This is a genomic window from Achromobacter spanius, from assembly GCF_029637605.1.
Classification (GTDB): domain Bacteria; phylum Pseudomonadota; class Gammaproteobacteria; order Burkholderiales; family Burkholderiaceae_B; genus Achromobacter; species Achromobacter spanius_E.
Genome location: NZ_CP121261.1, coordinates 2,580,304 through 2,601,666 on the forward strand (window position 1 = coordinate 2,580,304; position 21,363 = coordinate 2,601,666).

At 64.7% G+C, this 21,363-nt stretch carries 17 protein-coding genes; 10 read left to right on the plus strand and 7 right to left on the minus strand.

What is annotated here, in order from left to right; genetic code table 11:
* Position 1: 1 nt before the first annotated feature.
* The 3 genes from P8T11_RS11425 to P8T11_RS11435 all read right to left on the minus strand — a co-directional run bounded on the left by P8T11_RS11425 (position 2) and on the right by P8T11_RS11435 (position 2,400).
* Positions 2-694: an amino acid ABC transporter permease gene (locus P8T11_RS11425; RefSeq protein WP_268081840.1), complete on the minus strand. Its 693-nt coding sequence runs from the start codon at positions 692-694 to the stop codon at positions 2-4.
* A gap of 33 nt (positions 695-727) precedes the next feature.
* Positions 728-1,522, minus strand: a complete 795-nt coding sequence (locus tag P8T11_RS11430) for an ABC transporter substrate-binding protein (RefSeq protein ID WP_268081838.1) — start codon at positions 1,520-1,522, stop codon at positions 728-730.
* A gap of 128 nt (positions 1,523-1,650) precedes the next feature.
* On the minus strand, positions 1,651-2,400 hold the full coding sequence (locus P8T11_RS11435; RefSeq protein ID WP_277550394.1) for an amino acid ABC transporter ATP-binding protein: 750 nt from the start codon (positions 2,398-2,400) through the stop codon (positions 1,651-1,653).
* Positions 2,401-2,553: 153 nt separating this feature from the next.
* Between P8T11_RS11435 and amaB the strand changes: the two genes are divergently transcribed.
* Together amaB and P8T11_RS11445 are read left to right on the plus strand one after the other, a co-directional pair.
* Positions 2,554-4,056: an L-piperidine-6-carboxylate dehydrogenase gene (gene amaB / locus P8T11_RS11440; protein ID WP_268081837.1), complete on the plus strand. Its 1,503-nt coding sequence runs from the start codon at positions 2,554-2,556 to the stop codon at positions 4,054-4,056.
* Positions 4,057-4,307: 251 nt separating this feature from the next.
* Positions 4,308-5,600, plus strand: coding sequence for a phospholipase A (locus tag P8T11_RS11445; protein ID WP_268081836.1), 1,293 nt, complete (start codon positions 4,308-4,310; stop codon positions 5,598-5,600).
* 129 nt (positions 5,601-5,729) lie between these two features.
* Here the strand turns inward: P8T11_RS11445 and P8T11_RS11450 are convergent, their stop codons facing one another.
* Positions 5,730-6,668: an ornithine cyclodeaminase family protein gene (locus P8T11_RS11450; protein WP_268081835.1), complete on the minus strand. Its 939-nt coding sequence runs from the start codon at positions 6,666-6,668 to the stop codon at positions 5,730-5,732.
* A gap of 411 nt (positions 6,669-7,079) precedes the next feature.
* On the opposite strand from P8T11_RS11450, the gene P8T11_RS11455 reads away from it, so the two are divergent.
* From P8T11_RS11455 to P8T11_RS11475, 5 genes are all read left to right on the plus strand, one after another.
* Entirely contained in the window at positions 7,080-8,018 is a 939-nt protein-coding gene (locus P8T11_RS11455; RefSeq protein ID WP_268081833.1) for an ABC transporter permease, read from the plus strand.
* Entirely contained in the window at positions 8,015-8,920 is a 906-nt protein-coding gene (locus tag P8T11_RS11460) for an ABC transporter permease (protein WP_268081832.1), read from the plus strand. The genes P8T11_RS11455 and P8T11_RS11460 overlap by 4 nt, the downstream gene beginning before the upstream one ends.
* Before the next feature lie 49 nt (positions 8,921-8,969).
* Positions 8,970-10,547, plus strand: coding sequence for an ABC transporter substrate-binding protein (locus P8T11_RS11465; RefSeq protein ID WP_268081831.1), 1,578 nt, complete (start codon positions 8,970-8,972; stop codon positions 10,545-10,547).
* Between the two features lie 79 nt (positions 10,548-10,626).
* Complete coding sequence (locus P8T11_RS11470) at positions 10,627-12,081, plus strand: amidohydrolase family protein (protein WP_268081830.1); 1,455 nt, start codon at positions 10,627-10,629, stop codon at positions 12,079-12,081.
* Between the two features lie 12 nt (positions 12,082-12,093).
* The gene (locus tag P8T11_RS11475) at positions 12,094-13,854 is read left to right on the plus strand and encodes an ABC transporter ATP-binding protein (protein WP_268081829.1); all 1,761 of its coding nucleotides are present in this window, start codon (positions 12,094-12,096) and stop codon (positions 13,852-13,854) included.
* A gap of 521 nt (positions 13,855-14,375) precedes the next feature.
* Here P8T11_RS11475 and P8T11_RS11480 read toward each other — a convergent pair.
* Positions 14,376-15,029, minus strand: a complete 654-nt coding sequence (locus P8T11_RS11480; RefSeq protein WP_268081828.1) for an aspartate/glutamate racemase family protein — start codon at positions 15,027-15,029, stop codon at positions 14,376-14,378.
* Between the two features lie 76 nt (positions 15,030-15,105).
* On the opposite strand from P8T11_RS11480, the gene P8T11_RS11485 reads away from it, so the two are divergent.
* A complete protein-coding gene (locus P8T11_RS11485) occupies positions 15,106-16,053 on the plus strand; it encodes a LysR family transcriptional regulator (protein WP_268081827.1) in 948 nt (315 codons plus the stop codon).
* On the opposite strand, the gene P8T11_RS11490 is transcribed toward P8T11_RS11485, so the two are convergent.
* Together P8T11_RS11490 and hydA are read right to left on the minus strand one after the other, a co-directional pair.
* On the minus strand, positions 16,050-16,982 hold the full coding sequence (locus P8T11_RS11490) for an N-carbamoyl-D-amino-acid hydrolase (protein ID WP_268082382.1): 933 nt from the start codon (positions 16,980-16,982) through the stop codon (positions 16,050-16,052). The genes P8T11_RS11485 and P8T11_RS11490 overlap by 4 nt on opposite strands.
* A gap of 95 nt (positions 16,983-17,077) precedes the next feature.
* A complete protein-coding gene (hydA, locus tag P8T11_RS11495) occupies positions 17,078-18,547 on the minus strand; it encodes a dihydropyrimidinase (protein ID WP_268081826.1) in 1,470 nt (489 codons plus the stop codon).
* 925 nt (positions 18,548-19,472) lie between these two features.
* On the opposite strand from hydA, the gene P8T11_RS11500 reads away from it, so the two are divergent.
* Complete coding sequence (locus P8T11_RS11500; protein WP_268081825.1) at positions 19,473-20,615, plus strand: sensor histidine kinase; 1,143 nt, start codon at positions 19,473-19,475, stop codon at positions 20,613-20,615.
* A gap of 32 nt (positions 20,616-20,647) precedes the next feature.
* Complete coding sequence (locus tag P8T11_RS11505; RefSeq protein WP_050450344.1) at positions 20,648-21,286, plus strand: response regulator; 639 nt, start codon at positions 20,648-20,650, stop codon at positions 21,284-21,286.
* Positions 21,287-21,363: the final 77 nt, after the last annotated feature.

Consider the following 21,363-nt stretch of genomic DNA (forward strand, 5'->3'; position numbering starts at 1 on the left):
CTTACCTCGCGTTCCAGGCCGGGCCGGCCAACCAGAGGCTGACGCCTCGCGACAACAACAGCATGACGCCGTAGATCAGCAGGTAGCCCGCGGCAATCGTCAGGAAGCTTTCGCTGGGCACGATGCGGTCGCTGTTCATCTGCACGCCGGCTGCCACCAGTTCGAATACGGTGATCAGCGACAGCAGGGACGTGTCTTTGATCAGCACGGCGGTCTGCCCCAACAACGGCGGCAGCGTGTTGACGAAAGCCTGCGGCAGCACCACGTAGCGCAGCCGCTGTTGATAGTTCATGCCGCAAGCCTTGGCGCCTTCGATCTGGCCGCGCGGCACGGATTCAATGCCCACGCGGATGATTTCGCTCATGTAGGCGGCGTGGTGCAGCGTCATGGCCATGATGCCCAGCACCATTTCGCTCCAGCGCCCGGCGCCCGGTATCACCATGGGCACGGCGTAATAAACCAGGTAGATCTGCACCAGCAAGGGGGTGGACCGGATGAACTGCACGTAGGCCGCCACCGGGCGCCAGATGGCGCCTCGGCGCGACATGTGCAGCAAGGCCAGCGGCACGCCGGCCAACACGGACAGCACCAGGCTGGCGCCCGCCGCGATCAGCGTGTTGGCCAGGCCCGTGGCGAACTCGCCCGTGTACTGGCTGACGATGCGCCAGTTGTAGTAGTCGATCAGCCAATCCATGGGCGCTCCGGTCTCCTGGTTATGTGGCGCGATTTATTGGTGGTCTTTCTTCCAGTCGGTGGAGTACCAGTACTTCACCTGCTCGGGCAGCGTGTTGTCGGCGGTCTTCAGCGTTTGCCAGTTATCCAGCCAGAACTTGAGGCGGAAGGCATTGGGGCCGACGGCAAAGGCCAGCGGTTCACGCACCATCACGCCGTCCAGCACGCGCAGGTTGCCGAAGTCCACCAGGAACTGGTTGGCGGTGGACATGGACATGATGCCGGCGTCCAGACGACCGCTGGACAGGGCCTGGCCGACCGGCGCGCTGCCGCCCGAGAACTCTTTCATGGTGGCCTTGGGCAGCATCTTCTTGCCCGCTTCGGCGTAGGTGCTGGCGCCCAGCACACCGACGTTCAGACCGTCCTTGTTCAGTTCCTGGTACGACTTATAGGGCGAGTCCTTTTGCACCACGGCAACGGTTTCGGCATAGAACATCGGCGCCGAGAACAGCACCTGCGCCGCGCGTTGCGGGGTGGGCGTCATGTCGGCGGCCACCATGTCGGCCTTGCCGGACAACAGCGCCGGCAGCAGGCCCTTCCATTCATAGTCTTGCAGGACCAGCTTCACGCCCAGGTCGTCGGCCATGCGCTTGGCCACTTCCACAGCCAAGCCGGTGCGCTTGCCGGATTTGTCCATGAAGCTCATCAAGGGGCCCGAGGTCTGCACCGCCACGCGCAGCTCGCCGCGCTTGATGATGTCGCTTAGTTCGTCGGCTTGCGCGGGCAGCGCCACGGTGGCGCTGGCGATGGCGATGCTGGCCAGGCCCAGCCATTGTTTGATTTTCAGCATTTCGATATTCCCTTGTGGTGGATGACGTCGTTCCGGGCTTGGCATGGGTGCTGCCGCATGGCCGGCAGCGCCCGGATTTGCCGGACCGGCCTGTGCTTGGATTGCTTGAACAGCTTGGAATGCGTGGACTACAGAATCTTGTCCAGGAAAGCGCGCGTGCGCGGCTCCTTGGGATGAACAAACACCTCGTCGGGCGTACCGATTTCCACGATGCGCCCGGCGTCCATGAACAGCGCGCGGTCGCCGACGTCGCGCGCGAATCCCATTTCGTGGGTCACCACCGCCATCGTCATGCCGTCGCGTGCCAGTTGCCGCATCAGTTCCAGGATGCCGCCCACGGTTTCGGGGTCGAGCGCGGACGTGGCTTCGTCGAACAGCATCAGCTTCGGGTCCATGGCCAGCGCGCGGGCGATGGCCACGCGCTGCTGCTGGCCGCCGGACAACTGACTGGGATAGCGCTCGCCAAAGTCGGCCATGCCCACGCGGCCCAGCAGGTCGCGGGCGTAGCGTTCGGCGTCGGCGCGGCTGCGTCCGCGCACCACGCGCTGGGGTAGCGCCACGTTGTCCAGCGCAGTACGGTGTTGGAACAGGTTGAAGTGCTGGAACACCATGCCGACATTGGTGCGCCAGCGGTTGACGTCGGTGGCGGGGTCCGTCAAGGACACGCCGTCCACGCGGATGGTGCCGCTATCAATGCTTTCCAGGCCGTTCAGTGTGCGCAGCAAGGTGCTCTTGCCGGACCCCGAGGGCCCGACCACCACCATGACTTCACCCTTGTTCAACTGGCAGTCGATGCCATCCAACGCCAGATGCGGGGGCTGCCCGTCGCGATGGAATGTTTTGGTGACTGCCTGGACATCCAGTAAAGCGTCTGCCACTGATGCACCTCGAAAACCGCGCTTAAGCGGGTTTAGCAAAAAAGTTTCGCAATTCACGCTGGAGTTTCGTATAGTAAATTTTTTTCCCGAATCGCCACTTAGGCATAACCCTTAAGCGAAGCCATGACTTCGCTGGCAATCCAAGGAACCGGCATGGACACCCCCCAAGACATCCTGCGCGCGCTCGGCCTGAACCCCGACGCGCTTACCGGCGGCACGCTGACCGCGCGCAGCCCGATCGACGGCGCTGAACTGGCGCAGGTGCATGAGCACACGGTGGCCCAGGCCCATTCGGCCATCACGCGCGCCCGCCAGGCCAGCCTGGCATGGCGCGACGTGCCGGCCCCGCGCCGGGGCGAACTGATACGCCTGTTGGGCGAAACCCTGCGCGAGAACAAGACCGCGCTGGGCCGCCTGGTGAGCCTGGAAGCCGGCAAGATCGTGGCTGAAGGCGAAGGCGAAGTGCAGGAAATGATCGACATCTGCGACTTCGCCGTCGGCCTGTCGCGCCAGTTGTACGGCCTGACCATCGCGTCCGAACGCCCCGGCCACCGCATGATGGAAACCTGGCATCCGCTGGGCGTCATCGGCGTGATCAGCGCGTTCAATTTCCCGGTGGCCGTGTGGTCGTGGAACGCGGCGCTGGCCATCGTCTGCGGCAACGCCGTGGTGTGGAAGCCGTCTGAGAAAACGCCGTTGACCGCCCTGGCCTGCCAAGCGCTCTTCGCGCAAGCCATGCAGCGTTTCGGTGACGCGCCCGCCGGCCTGTCCGAAGTGCTGATCGGCGGCCGCGAAGTGGGCGAAGCGTTGGTGGATTCGCATACGGTGGCGCTGGTGTCGGCCACCGGCTCCACCCGCATGGGCCGCCAGGTGGGCCCGCGCGTGGCGCAACGCTTTGGCCGCGTGCTGCTGGAACTGGGCGGCAACAACGCCATCATCGTCGGCCCCACCGCCGACCTGGACATGGCCGCGCGCGGCATCGTGTTTGGCGCCATCGGCACGGCCGGCCAGCGCTGCACCACCACCCGCCGCCTGATCGTGCATGAAAGCGTGGCCGACGCCCTGGTGCAACGCCTGCACAAGGCCTACGCCAGCGCCCCCATCGGCAACCCGCTGGACAGCGGCAACCTGGTCGGCCCGCTGATCGACCGTGGATCGTTTGACGCCATGCAAGACGCGCTCAAGGCCGCGCGCGAGCAAGGCGGCAAGGTCACGGGCGGCGAACGCGTGCTGGCGGATGACTTCCCCAACGCCTGGTACGTGCGCCCGGCCATCGCCGAGATGCCCGGCCAGACCGACGTGGTCTGCCACGAAACCTTCGCCCCCATCCTGTACGTGATGCGCTACCAGGAGTTCAGCGACGCGCTGGCCTTGCAGAACGGCGTGCCGCAAGGCCTGTCGTCGGCCATCTTCACCAATGACCTGCGCGAAGCCGAAACCTTCCTGTCGGCGTCCGGCTCCGACTGCGGCATTGCCAACGTCAACATCGGCACGTCCGGCGCGGAAATCGGCGGCGCGTTTGGTGGCGAAAAGGAGACGGGCGGCGGCCGCGAATCCGGCTCGGATGCCTGGCGCAATTACATGCGCCGCGCAACCAACACCATCAATTATTCGCGCAACCTGCCGCTGGCGCAGGGCATCAAGTTCGGCGAGTAAGTCGACTGGAAAGCCTTGAAACTCAAGGCTTGAAACGCAAGGCCCCGCGCGGTTGGATCCGCACGGGGCCTTGTTGCGTGGGGCTTGGGCCACACGGGCACACGGGCCACATGGGCCACGTCCGCCACCCCATGTCGACATCCTGCGTAACACCTGTTTATTACATGGCCTACATCCGATAAGCCTGACTTACAAACAGTTGCGGCAGGCGATGCTACATTTCTTCGTCACAAGAAAAGCACACTGTTCCCATGTCCCTACGCCGTCTTGCACACCCTCACTTCGCCCTGCGCACCCTGACCGCCGCTGTCGCCCTGAGCGCCGCCGGCTCGGCCGCAGCCGGCGTGTCGTACCGCCTGGACCGCCCGTCCGCCGCCCCTGGCGAGACCGTCACCATCGAAGCCGTGTACTTCAACGACGGCAGCGCACGCGCCACCTGGGAAGCGCCGCCTGAGCTGGTGCTGCAATGGCGCAGCCCGGACGGCCAGATCGTGCGCAGCCTGGCCAAGCTGTCCGGCGACCGCGCCAGCTACAGCGTGCCCGTGAACAACTTTGCCCGCATGGCATGGACCGCCGTCGTGCCCAGCACCGCGCACGGCCTGCAAGCCGTGTCCATTGAAGGCGAACCGTCCTTGATGGCGCTGGACGCCACGGGCCGCGAACGCGGCACGCTGGCCAGCACGCCGGCCCAAGGCCCGGTGGTGGATGCGCGCAGCGGCCAGCCCGTGCCGGTGGCCGCCGTGACCGCGGCGGGTGCCTCGCCCGATGCCGGCCCCGCGCCCGACGCGACCGTTGCGCCGACCGTTCAGCCGCAAACCGCGTTCGACCAGTTCCGCAGCTCGATCTCGGAATACAAGCCTGTGTACTTCGACATCGGCACCCGCGACCGCACCACCGCGCGCTTTCAGATCAGCGCCAAGTACCGGCTCTTCAGCCCGTCAGGCGACCGTCCGGCGACCTGGGGCGAGAACTTCTACCTGGCCTACACGCAGACCTCGCTGTGGGATTTGCAGGGCGATTCCATGCCCTTCATCGACACCACCTTCAACCCCAGCGCCTTCTGGCTGTCGGACAGCATCTGGCAATCCGCCAACCAGAACTGGCGCTTTGGCATGAATACCGGCGTGGAGCACAGTTCCAACGGCAAGGATGGCGAAGATTCACGTTCGGTCAACGACGGCTATATCGAACCGCGCTTTCACTACCGGTTTGACGGCGGCAGCACGCTGACCTTTGCGCCCAGGGTCAAGGCTTACTTTGGCGTGGCGGATGAGAACCGGGACTACGCCGATTATGCCGGGCACGTTGATTGGCAATTGCGTTGGGCGCAGGACAACGGCGCGGTGGTGTCGGCGATGTACCGCCAAGGCGATCAGAAACGCCGGACGACGCAGTTGGACTTTGCGTGGCCGCTGCAACGCACTTGGTTGAACATGAACGGGTATCTGCACTTGCAGTATTTCAACGGGTACGGGGAGACGTTGCTTGGGTATAACCAGCGCAATGAATCGCAGTTCCGGGTGGGGTTGTCGTTGGTGCCTTGAGGGTGAGGGGTGTGTGCGTGGGTTAAGGGGATGGGTGTTTGCGTGCGGTGTGGTGATGGGTTGCGCGCGTTGGGGGGCGGGGTTCTTTTGTCGTTTTCCCCGCGCTTCACCCATCCTACGATGCCAGCGTCAGTTCGAGTTCAGGGATTCGTAGACTAGGGTGGCCAGCGTCAGGTCTTCCAGGGCGCTGCCGACGGCTTTGAAGACCGTGATTTCCTGGTCATTCTTTCGGCCGGGGCGGGTGCCGGTGGTGAGTTGGTGCAGGGTGCCCTGGATCGCGTCGCGGGTCAGGACGCCGGCGTCGAAGGCCGACAGCAGGTCGCCGGATTTGGTGGGGGCTTCGTCCGTATCCACGTAGACCGTCGTGCCGTCAAAGCAGGCCGGATCCGTTTCACGCATCTCGGGCGTGAAGCTGCCAATCAGGTCCAGGTGCGTGCCGGGGCGCAACCAGGCGCCTTGTATCAGCGGCACGGTGGACAAGGTGGCGCAACTGATGATGTCGGCCGCCCGCGCGGCGGATTCCAGGTCGGTCGTGGCCTGGGCGTCGAAGCCTTGTTCACGCAGTTTTTCCGCCAGCGCCTGGGCGCCGGCCTCGCGCACATTCCACACCATCACACGCTGGATCGACCGCACGGTACGCATGGCTGGCGCCACCAGGCCCGCGATGCGGCCCGAGCCCACGATCAGCAGCGTGCTTGCATCCTTGCGCGCCAGATAGTCCGCGCCCAGCGCGGCCGCGCCCGCCGTGCGGTAGACGGTGACGATGTCGCCATCCACCTGCGCGATCGGCACGCCGGTCGTGGCGCTGTACAGGTTGTAGGTGGCGTGCAGGCCGGGCAGGCCCTGGTGCGTGTTCTCGGGAAAGATGTTGATGATCTTCACGCCGAAATAACCTCGGTCGCTCCAGGCCGGCATGATCAGCGTGGTGCCGTGGGCCGTGCCCGACTGGATGGCGTGGACGTGCCGCGCTGGCACGGTGGCGCCCTGGCGAAAGGCCTCGCGCAGGGCGGGAATGACGGCGTCGAATGACAGAGCGCCGCGAGTCTGTTCGGTGTCGATAAAGCGCATGGGATCAGTGCCTGAAGAGGGTCAATCAATCAAAGAGCCGAAGGCAGTCTAGCAGCGTGGGCCTGGGGGCGTCCCGCAGGGGTGACGGGCTGGCCATCAAGGGCTATCAATCTTTGCGCAGGCGTCATAACACCCCGTTATCGGGTGCGGCGCACGGCACGCGACGAAATTCAATAAAGCCTAGTCATATCAAGCATTTGCACCGGCGCAAGCAGGTTTCATTGCAATGCCTACGTAGTGGATTTCCCTGGGTCCCCGCAGCCTGAGCGCACTGGCATTCTTCGACCACCCCAAGCCCAAGGGCGCATCAAGAGAGGTCGTTATGCCAAGTTCCGTTCACCCCGCCACAGCCGCAGTCCCGACGGGTTGCCGTGCCAGCGGGCCGAAGTCCGCGAGCGGAGCTGCCCGCGCATGATCCGGCAACTGCTTAACCGCCTGTATATCTCGCTGCCCGTCCTGCTGGGCGTGATCGTGGTGTGCTTCGTGCTGCTGCAGGTAGCGCCCGCGGATCCCGCCGCGGTCATCGCCGGCCCCACCGCTACCGCCGATGAACTGGCCCAGGTGCGCCAGGAGCTGGGGCTGGACAAGCCGCTGCTGGTGCAGCTGACGGGTTATATGTGGCGCCTGGCGCACCTGGATCTGGGCCGGTCCATGATTTCCAACGTGCCGGTGATCGACGAGATCGGCAGCACCATCGGGGCCACGGTCGAACTGATGCTGGCCAGCGTGATCTGGTCGATTCCGCTGGCGATCTTGCTGGGCACCCTGGCCGCCTACCGCCGCGGCAAGCTGATCGACCGCTTCGTCATGACCTTGTCCGTCATCGGCGTGTCGCTGCCGGTGTTCTGGGTGGGGCTGCTGCTGGTGCAGCACGTGGGCGGCGCGGGCATCCTGCCTTATATCGGCCGCAATGGTCCGCTGTGGACGCTGGCCGGGCTGGAATCCATCGCCCTGCCCGCGCTGACGTTGGGGTCGGTACTGATCGGACCGGTGGCGCGCATCACGCGCACCGCCGTGATTGAAACGCTTAGCGGCGACTATGTGCGCACCGCGCGCGCCAAGGGCGCGGGCGAACGCCGCGTGGTGCTGCGCCATGCGCTGCGCAACGCGCTGCTGCCTATCGTGACGCTGGTGGGCCTGCAAGTGGGCAACCTGCTGGGCGGCGCGGTGGTGACCGAGCAAATCTATTCCTGGCCCGGCGTGGGCCGCATGGCGGTCGGCGCCATCTTTGCCGGCGACTTCCCCCTGGCCCAGGGCGCGATCCTGGTGACGGCGCTGGGCTTCATCATCATCAACCTGATCGTGGACCTGCTGTACGGCTATCTGGATCCGCGAGGACAAAAATCATGAGCGCAGGTTCCACTTCTTCGATGGGCGCATTGCCGCCCCAGGCCATGGCCACGCCGCTTGCGCGCATTGCCGACCGGCTGCGCCGCGACCCCATTCTGCTGTTGTCGCTGCTGGCGGTGATCGCGATTGTGCTGACCGCGCTGTTTGCACCGTGGCTGGCGCCGCATGACCCGTATTCCACCAACATGTCGATGGCGCGCAAGACGCCGGGCTGGGTGTCTTCCGACGGCATCACGTATCTGCTGGGCACCGACGTGCAGGGCCGCGACATCCTGTCACGCATCATCTACGGCGTCCGCGCCACCTTGTTGCTGAGCGTGCTGGCGGTGATCGGCGGCTCGGGCATCGGCGCCGTGCTGGGCATTCTGGCGGCCTACTACCGGCCGATGGAAGGCGTGATCATGCGCGTGGTGGACGTGCTGCTGTCGTTTCCCGCCATCCTGTTCGGGCTGAGCCTGTCGGCGTTGCTGGGCCCGGGCACCCTGGCGATGGTGCTGGCGCTGGGCGTGTCCGCCATCCCCGGCATGGCGCGCATCGCACGGGGTTCGGCCATGGTGGTGATGAAGCAGGAATACATGGAAGCCGGCCATGCCATGGGCTTTGGCAATTTCTACCTGATCACGCGCTACCTGCTGCCGAACTGCTCGTCCATGCTGATGATCTACGCGACGCTGCAATTGGGCCACACGATCCTGCTGGGCTCGGTGCTGTCGTTCCTGGGCCTGGGCCCGCAGCCGCCCTTCGCGGAACTGGGCAGCATGGCCGCCGACGGCCGCAAGTTCCTGCAGATCTTCCCGCACATATCCACCATTCCCACGATGACGATCTTCTTCATCGTGCTGGCCTTCAATCTGCTGGGTGACAGCCTGCGCGATGCGCTGGATCCCAAGCTGCGTTTCTGAATCGCGCCTGACCACACAACACATCACATCACAACGGGGAAAAACCACCATGACGCTCATCAAAAGCCTGGCCGTCGCGCCCTTGGCGCTGACCTGCCTGCTGGCCGCGCCCACACACGCCGTCGCGCAATCCGACAAGACGGTGCTGATCCTGCGCGAACTCGACACCGACAAGTACGACCCGCACCGCACCACGGCGCGCGGCGCGGCGGAAGTGCTGTTCATGGCCGCCGACACCATGGTGGGCCTGGACTACGACATGAAGACGCCGGTGCCGGCGCTGGCCAAGAGCTGGACGGTGTCGCCCGACGGCCTGACCTACACCTTCGCGCTGCGTGACAACGTGACGTTCTGCAGCGGCCGGAAGATGACGGCCAAGGACGTGGTGGCCAGCTACGAACGTTGGCTGAACCCTGAAACCAAGGGCCTGGAGCGCTGGCGCGCCGGCCCGGTGGACAGCATCACCGCGCCCGACGACGTCACCGTGGTCTACAAGCTGAAGAAGCCCTACAACGAGCTGCTGCAGCAGATGGCGCACTACATGCACTCGGTCATCAATATCGACCAGGTCAAGGAACTGGGTCCGGACTTCGGCGTCAAGGCCTTTGACGGCACCGGCCCGTACTGCTTCCAAAGCTGGTCGCCGCGCAACGAAGTGGTGCTGACCAAGCACGCGGGCTACAACTGGGGGCCGTCGATCTACAAGGACCCCACTCCCAAGGTCGACAAGATCATCTGGAAGATCGTGCCCGAGGAAAGCACCCGCCTGACCGCGCTGCAAAGCGGCCAGGCTGACCTGTCACGCTATCTGCCGCAATGGGCCATCAAAGACCTGAAGGCCGACAAGCGCCTGTTCGTGAGCCGCGCCGATCCGTTCTACTGGACGTTCTTCCTGGGATTCAAGATCGACAAGCCCATGCTGACCGACGTGAACGTGCGGCGCGCCATCAATCTGGCGATCAACCGCAAGGCGCTGACCGAAGCCATCACCTTCGGCGAAGCGCAGCCCGCCACCAGCATGCTGGCCACCAACACGCCCGCGGGCAGCAACGACGCCTTCCGCTACGACCCCGCCGCCGCCAACAAGCTGCTGGACGAAGCCGGCTGGAAGAAGCAGTCCGACGGCTACCGCTACAAAGACGGCCAGAAGCTGTCGCTGCTGCACTACGGCATCAACGGGTACTGGAAAGACATCATGGAAGCCGTGCAAGGCGACATGAAAAAAGTCGGCGTGGACCTGCGCGTGCAGTTGTTTGATTCAACGTCCGCCTGGGGCAAGCTGGCCACGCAGGAATTCGATGAGTTCAGCATGAGCTTTGGCTACATGAGCACGGGCGAAGCGCTGAACAGCTACTTCCTGTCCACCAGCATCCCCACGCCCAACCGCATGAACTGGAAAGACGCCGACACCGACAAGTGGCTGGCCGAAGGCAGCGCGGCGCTGGACCCCAAGGAAGGCGACGCCATCCTGTCCAAGGCCTTGACCAAGATCTCGGACGCCGCTGCGTGGATTCCGCTTTACCACGACTCGCTGTACCTGGTGGGTGGTGTACGCATGAAGCCCATGCGTGCCCACGGCATCTTTGGCGCCGCGGCGTACAAGGGCCTGGACATCGCATTCAAGTAAGCCTGCCGGCGGCGCGCCACCCGGCGCGCCGCCCTTTCCGACTTTCCCGTTTTTATTCATGCCGTACAGAGAGCCTGCCGTGAGCGACGCCCATCAAGCCCGTATTACCCATTTCAAGAATCTGTCCACGCTCGTGGCCTGGGACGCGGACCTGGGTTCGCACGTCTACATCGAAAACGCCGATCTGGTGATGCGCGGCAACACCGTCATCCACGCCGGCACCGGCTATACGGGCCCGGCGGACAGCGTCGTGCCGGGTAGCGGCCTGATGGCCATGCCGGGCCTGGTCAATGTCCACACCCATCCCTCATCCGAACCCGGCAACCGCGGGCTGCTGGAAGAGTTGGGCAGCGACAAGCTCGGCCAAAGCTCGCTGTACGAATACATGCCCGTGTTCCGCATGGGCATTGAAACCGCGCAATATTCCAACCAGGTCGCCGTGTCCGAGATGCTGCTGTCGGGCGTGACCACCTTTGTCGATATGTCGCTGCCGCGTCCGGGCTGGGCCGACGTGGTGGCGGGCACCGGCATCCGGGGCGTGCTGGGGCCGATGTTCCGCTCGGCCGCCTGGCGCACCACCGACGGCCACTCGGTGGAGTACACCTGGGACGAAGCCGCAGCCGTCAAATCCTTTGAAGCCGCGCTGGACGTGGTGGACAGCGCCATCAAGCACCCCAGCGGCCGCCTGTCCGCCATGCTGTGCCCGTCGCAGGTGGATACGTGCTCGCCCGAACTCTTGAAAGAAGCGCACGCCGCCGCGCGGCGCCTGGGCATCCCCATGCAGATCCACGCCGCGCAAAGCGTGGTGGAATTTTCCGAGATGACGCGCCGCCATGGCCGCACGCCCATCGAATGGCTGGACGACCAGGGCCTGCTTGACCCGGACCTGATCATCGGCCACGGCATTTTCCTGAACGACCATCGCACGCTGTACTGGCCGCACGCCGATGACTTCGGCCTGCTGCAACGCTCGGGCGCGCATGTGGCGCACTGTCCCACCGTGTTCGTGCGCCGTGGCATCGCGTTGACATTCCTGGGCCGCTACCTGCGTGCCGGCATCAACGTGGGCCTGGGCACCGACACCTTCCCGCACAACATGCTGGATGAGATGCGCCTGGCCTGCTATGTGGCCCGCCTGCAGGCCGGCCATTTCCGCGCGGCGTCCACCGAAGAGGTATTCAACGCCGCCACCGTGAACGGCGCGAAGATGCTGGGCCGTGACGACATCGGCCGCATCGCGGTGGGTGGCAAGGCCGACTTTTCGCTGGTCGACCTGTCGCATCCCTACATGCGCCCCGGCCGCGAGCCGCTGCGCAGCCTGATCTATTCGGCGGGTGACCGCGCCATCCGCGATGTCTATGTGGATGGCGAACAGGTGGTCAAGAACGGCCAACTGCTGACCATCGATATCGAACACTGCATGCAGGAAGTGGAACGCGCCCAGGCGCAGACGATTGCAACGGTGTCGCAGCGCGACTATGCGGGCCGCGACATCGACGCCATGTCGCCGCGCGTGTTCCCCAGCCGCGCATAACGGAGAGCGTTGATGAGCGAAACACTACTGGCCGTACAGGGCTTAAGCGTGGAGTTCGGCGCCCGCGGCAAGCCGTACCGGGCCGTGAAGTCCTTGGACTTCACTATCGGCCGCGGTGAAACGGTGGCGCTGGTGGGTGAATCGGGCTCCGGCAAATCGGTCACGGCGCTGTCCCTCTTGCGCCTGATCGAACGCGCTGGCGGCCGCATTGCCTCGGGCGCGGCGCGTTTCGTGCCGCGTGATGGCCAGGAAGTGGACCTGTTCACGTTGCCGGAATCGGCGCTGCGGCGTATCCGGGGCAACGAGATATCGATGATCTTCCAGGAACCCATGACGTCGCTGAACCCGGTGATGACGGTGGGTGACCAGTTAGCCGAGGTCTATCTGCTGCATCAGGACATCTCACGCGAGGAAGCCTGGACCAAGGCAGAGGCGATGCTGGTCGCGGTGAAGATGTCTGAGCCGCAACGCCGCATGACGCAATACCCCGGCGACCTGTCCGGCGGCATGCGCCAGCGCGTGATGATCGCGATGGCCCTGGCCTGCCGGCCGCAATTGTTGATTGCGGATGAACCCACCACCGCGCTGGACGTCACCGTGCAGGCCGAGATCATCGACCTGATCCGTGACCTGCAACGCGATGTGGGCATGGCGGTGCTGTTCATCACGCACGATATGGGCGTGGTGGCCGAGATTGCCGACCGCGTGGTGGTGATGCGCCACGGCGACAAGGTCGAGGAAAACACCACGGAAGCGTTGTTCGACGCGCCGCGGCAGCCATATACGAGGGATCTGCTGGCGGCGGTGCCGAAGCTGGGCGATGGTTCGCCCGACGAGGCCGTGGTGCAAGACCGGCCGGCCGTGCTGGAAGTCTCGGGGCTGGCCAAGCGCTTTCCCGTGAAGTCCGGCGCGTTTGGCAAGGTGGTGGCCAACGTGCACGCGGTGGAAGGCGTGTCGTTCACGCTGCGCGCGGGCGAAACGTTGGCGCTGGTGGGTGAGTCCGGTTCCGGCAAATCCACCACGGGGCGCTTGTTGATGAAGCTGGTGCAGCCGACCGAAGGCGTGATCCGTCTGGCGGGCCAGGACGTCACACACATGTCGCCCGACAAGATGCGCGACATGCGGCGCCATATCCAGATGATCTTCCAGGACCCCTATGCGTCGCTGAACCCGCGCCTGCATGCCTGGGATCTGGTCAGTGAGCCTTTGAAAGTACATGGCGGCCACACGCGCGAACAACGTCGCGAACGCGCCGCGCAACTGCTGGAACGGGTCAACCTGCCGCGCGAATTCCTGGACCGGTACGCGCACCAGTTTTCGGGCGGACAGCGTCAGCGCCTGTGCATTGCGCGCGCCCTGTCGGTGAACCCGAAGATCATCGTGGCCGATGAACCGGTGTCCGCGCTGGATGTGTCGGTGCAGGCGCGCGTGCTGGATCTGATGAAGGAATTGCAGGCCGAGATGGGCTTGTCGTATCTGTTCATCTCGCACGATATGGCCGTGGTGGAGAAAGTGAGCCACCGTGTAGCCGTGATGGTCATGGGACAGATTGTCGAGATCGGACCCACGCAGGAAGTGCTGCACCGCCCGCGCCATCCGTACACGCAGAGCCTGTTGTCGGCGGTGCCGATTCCCGACCCGGCGCGCCGTCACCAACGCACGATGCGCGCCGCGCGGGAAATTCCCAGCCCGATCCGCAAGGTCGGCGACAACCCCCATGTTGCGCAATTGGTGCAAGTCGCCCCGGGGCATTTTGTGCAGCAGGCGGCGTGATGGGTTACGCGCGATAGACGGCGTGATTCTTGTCATCGCCTTGCCGCGCTACACCCATCCTACAAAGCGTAGGATGGGTGTAGCGCGAGAACACCACCAAAAGAACCCAATCCCCCAACGCGCAAACCCATCACCCAGCCCGCCGTAGGATGGGTATAGCGCGAGAACGCCACCAAAAGAACCCAATCCCCCAACGCGCAAACCCATCACCCAGCCCGCCGTAGGATGGGTGTAGCGCGAGAACCCCATCAAAAGAACCCAATCCCCCAACGCGCAAACCCATCACCCAGCCCGCCGTAGGATGGGTATAGCGCGCGAACGCCATCAAAAGAACCCAATCCCCCAACGCGCAAACCCATCACCCAGCCCGCCGTAGGATGGGTGTAGCGCGCGAACGCCATCAAAAGAACCCAATCCCCCAACGCGCAAACCCATCACCCACCACCCGTAGGATGGGTATAGCGCGCACGATTCGACATCCGTGAACCGCCTGCTGATCGCGCGTAACCCATCTCCCCCCATCACCCAAAAACCCTTCCCACCGCCATCCCAACCGCTGCCTGCGTAGGCTCCACCACCGGCAACTGGCAAGCGTCTTCCAGCCGACCACGCAGGTCTGCCATGCCGGCGCAGCCCATGACCAGCACCTCGGCGCCCTGCTCATCGCGCAGCGTCTTGCCCACCGCCACCATGCGCGCCAGCGCCTTTTCCGCATCGGCCAACTCGCTGACTTTCATATCCAGCGACAACTCCGCGCAGATACGATCCGCCACCCCCATCGACCTGAAATACCGCAAATGCCTGGGAATCGACGCCCTTGCGATCGCAATCACCCCGATGCGGGTCGCCATGCTCATGGCCGTCAGCACCGAACATTCACCAATACCCAGCACCGGCACCCGCACCAGATCCCGCAACCCATGCAGGCCGGGGTCGCTGAAGCACGCCACGATGAACGCATCGGTCGCAGCCGCCTCTTGCAAGAACAAGCGCGCCATCGGCGCGATGCAGGCGTCGGCTTCGGCCTGGGTCTGGATGCCGGCCGGGCCTCCCGTGGAAGTCAGGCAGCGAAACGTCAACGGCAAACCTTTGAACGGTGCGACCGCGCGTTCGATAGCTTCCGTCACACCAGTCAAGGAGTTCGGGTTTACGAGAGTGATGCGAGCGTTGGACATGATTGAGTAGAATCCCTGCAAAGAAGCGGGCACGCGCCTTGCGCACACCGCTCAGGTCAAGAGGAAAGAAAGCAGCATGTCGGAATTACCCCGGAATGTCCGGTCTGGCCCACTAAACCTGCGGCAGATCGAGGTGTTTCACGCCATCATGATCACAGGCTCGCTCAGCGCCGCGGGGCGCCTGCTGCATGTGACGCAGCCCGCCATCAGCCGCGTGCTGGCGTCGATAGAATTGCGCCTGGGCTACGCGCTGTTTGAACGGTTCAAAGGCCGTCTGCATCCCACCAAGGAAGCGCGCAAACTTTTCCAGGAAGTGGAATCCATTCAGGCGGGCGTCAACCGCTTGAACGACATGGCCGCAGGCCTGGCGGGCCATGGCGGCGGCCTGGTCAGCGTGGTATCCAGCCCCAGCTTCGGCGAATGGCTGATTCCCGCTGCCACCGCAAAGTTCTGCGCCCGCAACCCCGGCGTGCGCATCCGCTATCGGCCGCTGGGCATGGACGCGCTGCTGCCCCAACTGCTGCTGGGGCATGCGGACATTGCCATCTCCACCTTCAAGCCCGAGCACCCCAACCTGATCACCAGCGAACTCGCGCAAGGCGAAATCGTCTGCGTGCTGCGCGCCGGCCATCGGCTGGCGCGCGAAAGCGTCATCAAGCCGGAGATGCTGGCGGGCGAAATGCTGGTGGGCTACGGCCGCGACACGCCACTGGGCGATACCCTGCACAACTACCTGGGCCAGCAGATCACGCCCGCCATCGAAGTGCGCTCGTCCCAGACGGCGTGCTCGTTCGTGCGCCAGGGCGTCGGTGTGGCCCTGGTGGATTCTTACGGCCTCACGGATACGCTGATGCACGGCATCGTGGTGCGTCGTATCGAGCCAGCGATTTCGCTCTCGGTGCACGTATCCCATTCCCGGATTGAACCTCCGCCGTCCATTGCCAAGGCCTTCCTGGCGCAGTTTTCCCAGATCGTCAAAAAGGAATTGCCTGCCATGACGCAGGCAATCATCAACCGGGCTTAAACCACGTCCGGCACGGGCAGCGGTTCGCCTGCGCCGGTACGTTCGGTGATCAGCTTGTAGTGTTGCGGGCTGCGATGCTTGGCGAAGTTGAAGACGTGTTCACGGAAAGTCTGGCCCATGCCCAGGTCGATCTTCGCGGTAATCACTTCGTCTTCCTCGCCGCTGGAACGCGCCACGATCTCGCCCGACGGCGCCACGATCATCGAACTGCCGATCATGTGGTGGCCGTCTTCATGGCCGCACTTGGCGGCGGCGCCCACCCACACCGCATTCTGATAGGCACTGGCCTGCAACACGATCTCGTGCGTGGTGGTGCGCCAGTGCGCCGGCTCGTCCCAATGGATATTCAGCGAAGGCGTGTTGTAGCCCAGCACGATCAGCTCGGCGCTTTGCAGCGACATCACGCGGTACGTCTCAGGCCAGCGGCGGTCATTGCACAGGCACATGCCGATCTTGACGTCGTTGGTCTCCCACACGCCAAAGCCCAGGTCGCCCACTTCAAAGAACTTCTTTTCCAGATGCTGGAACGGCGCGTCGACCTTGTGGTCCGAATGCCCCGGCAGATGGATCTTGCGGTACTTGCCGATGATCTTGGCGCTACGGTCCACCAGGATGGCGGTATTGAACTGGCGGCCTTCCGGCGTCACTTCCGCATAGCCCAGGTAAAAGCCGATGCCCAGCTCGCGCGCCGTGTCGAATAGCGGCTGCACATCGGCATTGGGCATGGATCTTTCAAAGAAACGGTCCACGGCTTCCGCGTCTTCCATCCAATAGCGCGGGAAGAAGGTCGTCAGCGCCAATTCCGGGAACACGACGAATTCCGCCTTGCGGGCAGCGGCCTCGCGCATCATCTCGACCAGGCGGCGCACGACCACCGCGCGGGTGTCGGCAAGGTTCACGGCGCCCATCTGGGCGACCGCCAGGCCCATTTTGCGGGCGGGGGAAGCGTTACTCACGATGTCAATCTCCAGGAGTTCTTATCGAATGGTGTTCAAGTGCAGTGCGCCGCGGATCGCAGCTCAATCTACGGCTCAACCATGTTGGGGAAAATCTTGCGCAGCAAGGCGGCGCGCGGCGAGATCTCACGCGCTTTTTGCAGCGGGGCAGGCAGGCCGCGCGCAATGAAGCGCCCGCGTCCACGTTCGGCATGCAGCGCGCCGTCTTCCACAATGACCTCGCCCCGGCTGATCACGGTGGTGGGCCAGCCGGTCACCGTGCGGCCTTCATACGGCGTGTAGCCCACGCTGTCGTGCAGGCCGTCGGCGGTCAGCGTGACAACACGCTCGGCGTCCCAGATGGCGATGTCGGCATCCGAGCCGACCGAAATCGTGCCCTTCTTCGGATACAGGCCGTACATGCGAGCGTGGTTCGTGGACGTCAGTTGCACGAACTGCTGCAAGCTCAGCCGGCCGCTACGCACCCCTTCCGAAAACAGCAACGGCATGCGCACTTCCAACCCCGGCAGGCCGTTGGCAATCTGCTTGAACGTGGTGGCATCGCCTGCAGGCAGCTTGCCCGACTCGTCATAGCGGTACGGCGCATGGTCGGACGACAACAACGCCAACGTGCCGCTGTCCAGGCTCTGCCACAGCGCCTGCTGCGACACCGGATCGCGCGGCGGCGGGCTGCAGCAGAACTTGGCGCCTTCGACGCCGGGAATATCAATGTCTTCGGCGGTCAGCAGCAGGTAGTGCGGGCAGGTCTCGCCGTACACGGGCGCGCCCAGCGTCTGCGCCGCGTGTATCGCCTGCGCCCCGCCCTGGGTCGACACGTGCACGATCAGCACCGGCACTTCCAGCACGGACGCCAGGCTGATCGCCCGCTGCGTGGCTTCGTTCTCGGCAATCGGGTCGTGACTGACCGCGTGATACTTCGGCGCCGTATGGCCCGCGGCCAGCAGATGACGCGCAATCCAGCTGATCACGTCATTGTTCTCGGCGTGCACCATCGGCAACGCGCCCTCGCGCGCGGCAATCGCGAACACGTCCAGCAACTGCTTGTCGTCCAGCTTCAGTTTGTCGTAGGTCATGAAGACCTTGAACGACGTGATGCCGGCGCGAATCAGCTCGGGCAAATCGTGGTTGAGCGTCTGCGGCGTGGGGTCGGAGATGATCAGGTGATAACTGAAATCGATGACCGACTTCGCGGCGGCCGATGCGGCATAGTCATCCGCCACCTGGCGCAGCGACTGGCCACGGTGTTGAGCCGCGAACGGCACGATGGTGGTATTGCCGCCATGGGCCGCCGACACGGATGCGCTGTACCAGTCATCCGCGCACAGCACGCCCATGCTGGACAGTTGTTCAACGTGGCAGTGGCTGTCGATGCCACCGGGCATGACCAGTCGGCCAGCGGCGTCGATGGCGCGTTTGCCTGGCGGCAGCGTCGCGGAAATCGCGGTGATAACGCCGTCGACGATACCGATATCACCCATGAAATCGGCATCCGCCGTGATGATGCGGCCATTGTGCAGAGTCAGATCGAAGTCGGTCATGTGGGGTCGGGACGCAAGGATTGCATGCCGCGACGCGCCGGATGGCGGGCACGGCTGAAGGTGAGAAGCATGCATGCGTCCGGAGAAAACCGATACCGCAGGGAAACGCAGCGCGTTGGGCGGCGGCGGGGGTGGGCGTTGTGGCTAAGGGGTTGATTGGATTGATGATTCGAGGGTGGGCGGGGATGGCGACAGGGGCCACGCATAACCGTGGATCATGGGCGCTGTGCAAAGTTTTATATCGGGTTTCCCCTCGATATCGGGGCATGTGCCGTTTGAGCGGAGCGTTGAAGCAGCCGTTGGTGGGGGGGGTGATGGGTTGCGCGCGTTACGCAGCCGATTTCGCGTGGCGGGTGTGCCGCGCTTCACCCATCCTACGAAGTACGACCAGATGCCAAAAGAGGCCGCCCGCGCGGCCGGCTTTGGCGGCCCTGCACACTCTTCCGCTCCCCAACCAGCCTCACAGAAGCATGCCAAGCACACCACCCGCCCCAGCGCCCGACAAGTTTCCGCGGCGCAGCTCGGGGTGGCGGTGGCCTGGTGGCGCGGGGAGTCGATAAGCCCGAGGGAATCCGAAGGCAGCCGCCGCAGGCGGCAACGAGGATGACGACGGGGCAGTCCGGAGCGAAGGCTCCGGACCGCAATCGTTGACCCGCGCCGCCAGGACGCCGCCGCCCCGGGCGTCTCAAGAACCATGCTCCGGGCATATCAAGAACCATGCCCAGGGCTTCTCAGGAACCACGCCCCGGGCTTCTCAGGAACCACGCCCCGGGCTTCTCAGGAACCACGCCCCGGGGCGTCTCAAGAACCACGTCCCAAGCATCTTAAGCCCCCCGCACACCAAGGGCATTCCCTCACGCCCTCCACACCAAGCCTCCCGTAAACTCCCCCCAAAATCCGCCCCGCGCCGCCATAAAGCCCCATCATGTTTGCCGACCTGAACCACCTATCCCACCACGCCGCCTGGCGCCGCCAGTTGGAAATGCTGCTGGAATCCGCCGGCGAAGGCATTTACGGGATTGACCTGCGTGGCCGTTGCATCTTTATCAACGGGGCCGGCGCCACCCTGCTCGGCTACACCCCTGACGAAGTTGTCGGTCGCAACATGCACTACCTCATCCATCACTCCCACGCCGACCGCGCCCTGATGCCCGTGCATGACTGCCGCATCTTCCAGGCCTTTCGCGAAGGCCGTGGCGTGCGCGTTGACGACGAAGTGCTCTGGCGCCGCGACGGCTCCTGCTTTGACGCCCAATACGCCTCCTACCCCATCCGCAACGACGGCGAAGTCGTCGGCGCCGTCGTCACGTTTTCAGACATCACCGACCGCAAGCGCATCGAACGCGAACTGCACAGCACCCAGGCCCTGCTGGAACGCCGCGTTGGCGAACGCACCGCCGAACTCAGCAACGCCCATGATTCCCTGCGCCGCCTGTCCTCCCACCTGTCCACCCTGCGCGAAGAAGAGCGCGCCCACATCGCCCGCAACATCCATGACGACCTGGGCGCATCCTTCACCGCCCTGCAACTGGACCTGAACTGGTTGCGCCGCCAACTCGGCGCCACGCCCCAACTGCAAACCCACGTTGACCGCATGCTGGAAGTCACCCAGACCGCCATGGGCGCCACCCGCCGCATCCTCAGCGACCTGCGCCCCGTCGTCCTTGACCACCTGGGCCTGTGGGCCGCCCTGGAAACCCTGCTGCAAGACCTGCAAACCCGCACCGGCCTGCAATGCCGCTACCTGTGCCCCCCCGACACCGAACGCCGCCGCCTGGACCGCAACGCCGAAATCGCCGTCTACCGCATCGTCCAGGAACTGCTCACCAACGTGCAACGCCACGCCTGCGCCCGCAGCGTCAGCGTCAGCGCCGTCTGGAGCGACGACGGCCTGCTGCTGACCGTGGAAGACGACGGCATCGGCATGCAACTGCCCGAAGCCCGCCACACCTTCGGCATACTTGGCATGCGTGAACGCGCGCGCGGCATCGGCGGCGACCTTGCCCTGGACAGCGCCCCCGGCGCCGGCATGCGCGCCCGCCTGCGCCTGAACCCCACCTGCGCCTGAATCCCGCGTCTGAACCCGACTTGACCCGCCCCATGGCCCTGAACCTGCTCATCGTCGACGACCACCTCATCATCCGCCGAGGCCTGGCCCGCATTCTGGAAGAAGACCCGCGCGTGGCCCTGGTACACGAAGCCGCCGACGCCCCCTCCGCCCTGCGCGCGCTGCGCCAGACCCGCTACGACGCCATGGTGCTGGACGTGGCCCTGGGCGAACGCGACGGCCTCGACGTCCTGAAAACCGTGCGCGCCGACTACCCCGCCCTGGGCGTCGTCATGCTGTCCGTCTACCCCGAAACCCAGTTCGCCGTGCGCGCCCTGCGCACCGGCGCCCACGCCTACCTGAACAAAGGCTGCGACCCCGACGAACTGCTGTCCGCCCTGATCAACGCCGCCGCCGGCAAGCTCTACGTCACCCCCACCGTGGCCGAACTGCTGGCCCACACCGTGCGCCAGGACAGCACCCGCCCCCCGCACGAACAACTATCCAACCGCGAATTCCAGGTCTTGCAGTTGCTGGTGGCCGGCCGTTCGGTATCCGCCATCGGCGAACAGTTGGCCCTGTCGGTCAACACCATCTCCACCTACCGCAGCCGCATCTTCGAAAAGCTTGGCGTGCGCACGCTGGTGGAACTGGTGGCCTACGCCAACACGCACCACCTGGGTGCGCTGTAGCCGCCAGGCGCACCAGCACGGCGCAGCGTCGCACCGCGTAGTAGACCCCCTACACGCATATCGTCGAACCGGGGATA

Excerpts from the sequence above, each read along its gene's own strand:
- P8T11_RS11480 (WP_268081828.1), bottom strand. The coding sequence starts at position 15,029 with ATGTCCAACGCTCGCATCACTCTCGTAAACCCGAACTCCTTGACTGGT.
- P8T11_RS11490 (WP_268082382.1), bottom strand. The coding sequence starts at position 16,982 with ATGGGCCTGGCGGTCGCCCAGATGGGCGCCGTGAACCTTGCCGACACC.
- P8T11_RS11455 (WP_268081833.1), top strand. The coding sequence starts at position 7,080 with ATGATCCGGCAACTGCTTAACCGCCTGTATATCTCGCTGCCCGTCCTG.
- P8T11_RS11505 (WP_050450344.1), top strand. The coding sequence starts at position 20,648 with ATGGCCCTGAACCTGCTCATCGTCGACGACCACCTCATCATCCGCCGA.
- P8T11_RS11475 (WP_268081829.1), top strand. The coding sequence starts at position 12,094 with ATGAGCGAAACACTACTGGCCGTACAGGGCTTAAGCGTGGAGTTCGGC.
- P8T11_RS11500 (WP_268081825.1), top strand. The coding sequence starts at position 19,473 with ATGTTTGCCGACCTGAACCACCTATCCCACCACGCCGCCTGGCGCCGC.
- P8T11_RS11445 (WP_268081836.1), top strand. The coding sequence starts at position 4,308 with ATGTCCCTACGCCGTCTTGCACACCCTCACTTCGCCCTGCGCACCCTG.
- P8T11_RS11425 (WP_268081840.1), bottom strand. The coding sequence starts at position 694 with ATGGATTGGCTGATCGACTACTACAACTGGCGCATCGTCAGCCAGTAC.
- P8T11_RS11430 (WP_268081838.1), bottom strand. The coding sequence starts at position 1,522 with ATGCTGAAAATCAAACAATGGCTGGGCCTGGCCAGCATCGCCATCGCC.
- P8T11_RS11465 (WP_268081831.1), top strand. The coding sequence starts at position 8,970 with ATGACGCTCATCAAAAGCCTGGCCGTCGCGCCCTTGGCGCTGACCTGC.
- hydA (WP_268081826.1), bottom strand. The coding sequence starts at position 18,547 with ATGACCGACTTCGATCTGACTCTGCACAATGGCCGCATCATCACGGCG.
- P8T11_RS11450 (WP_268081835.1), bottom strand. The coding sequence starts at position 6,668 with ATGCGCTTTATCGACACCGAACAGACTCGCGGCGCTCTGTCATTCGAC.
- P8T11_RS11460 (WP_268081832.1), top strand. The coding sequence starts at position 8,015 with ATGAGCGCAGGTTCCACTTCTTCGATGGGCGCATTGCCGCCCCAGGCC.
- P8T11_RS11485 (WP_268081827.1), top strand. The coding sequence starts at position 15,106 with ATGTCGGAATTACCCCGGAATGTCCGGTCTGGCCCACTAAACCTGCGG.
- amaB (WP_268081837.1), top strand. The coding sequence starts at position 2,554 with ATGGACACCCCCCAAGACATCCTGCGCGCGCTCGGCCTGAACCCCGAC.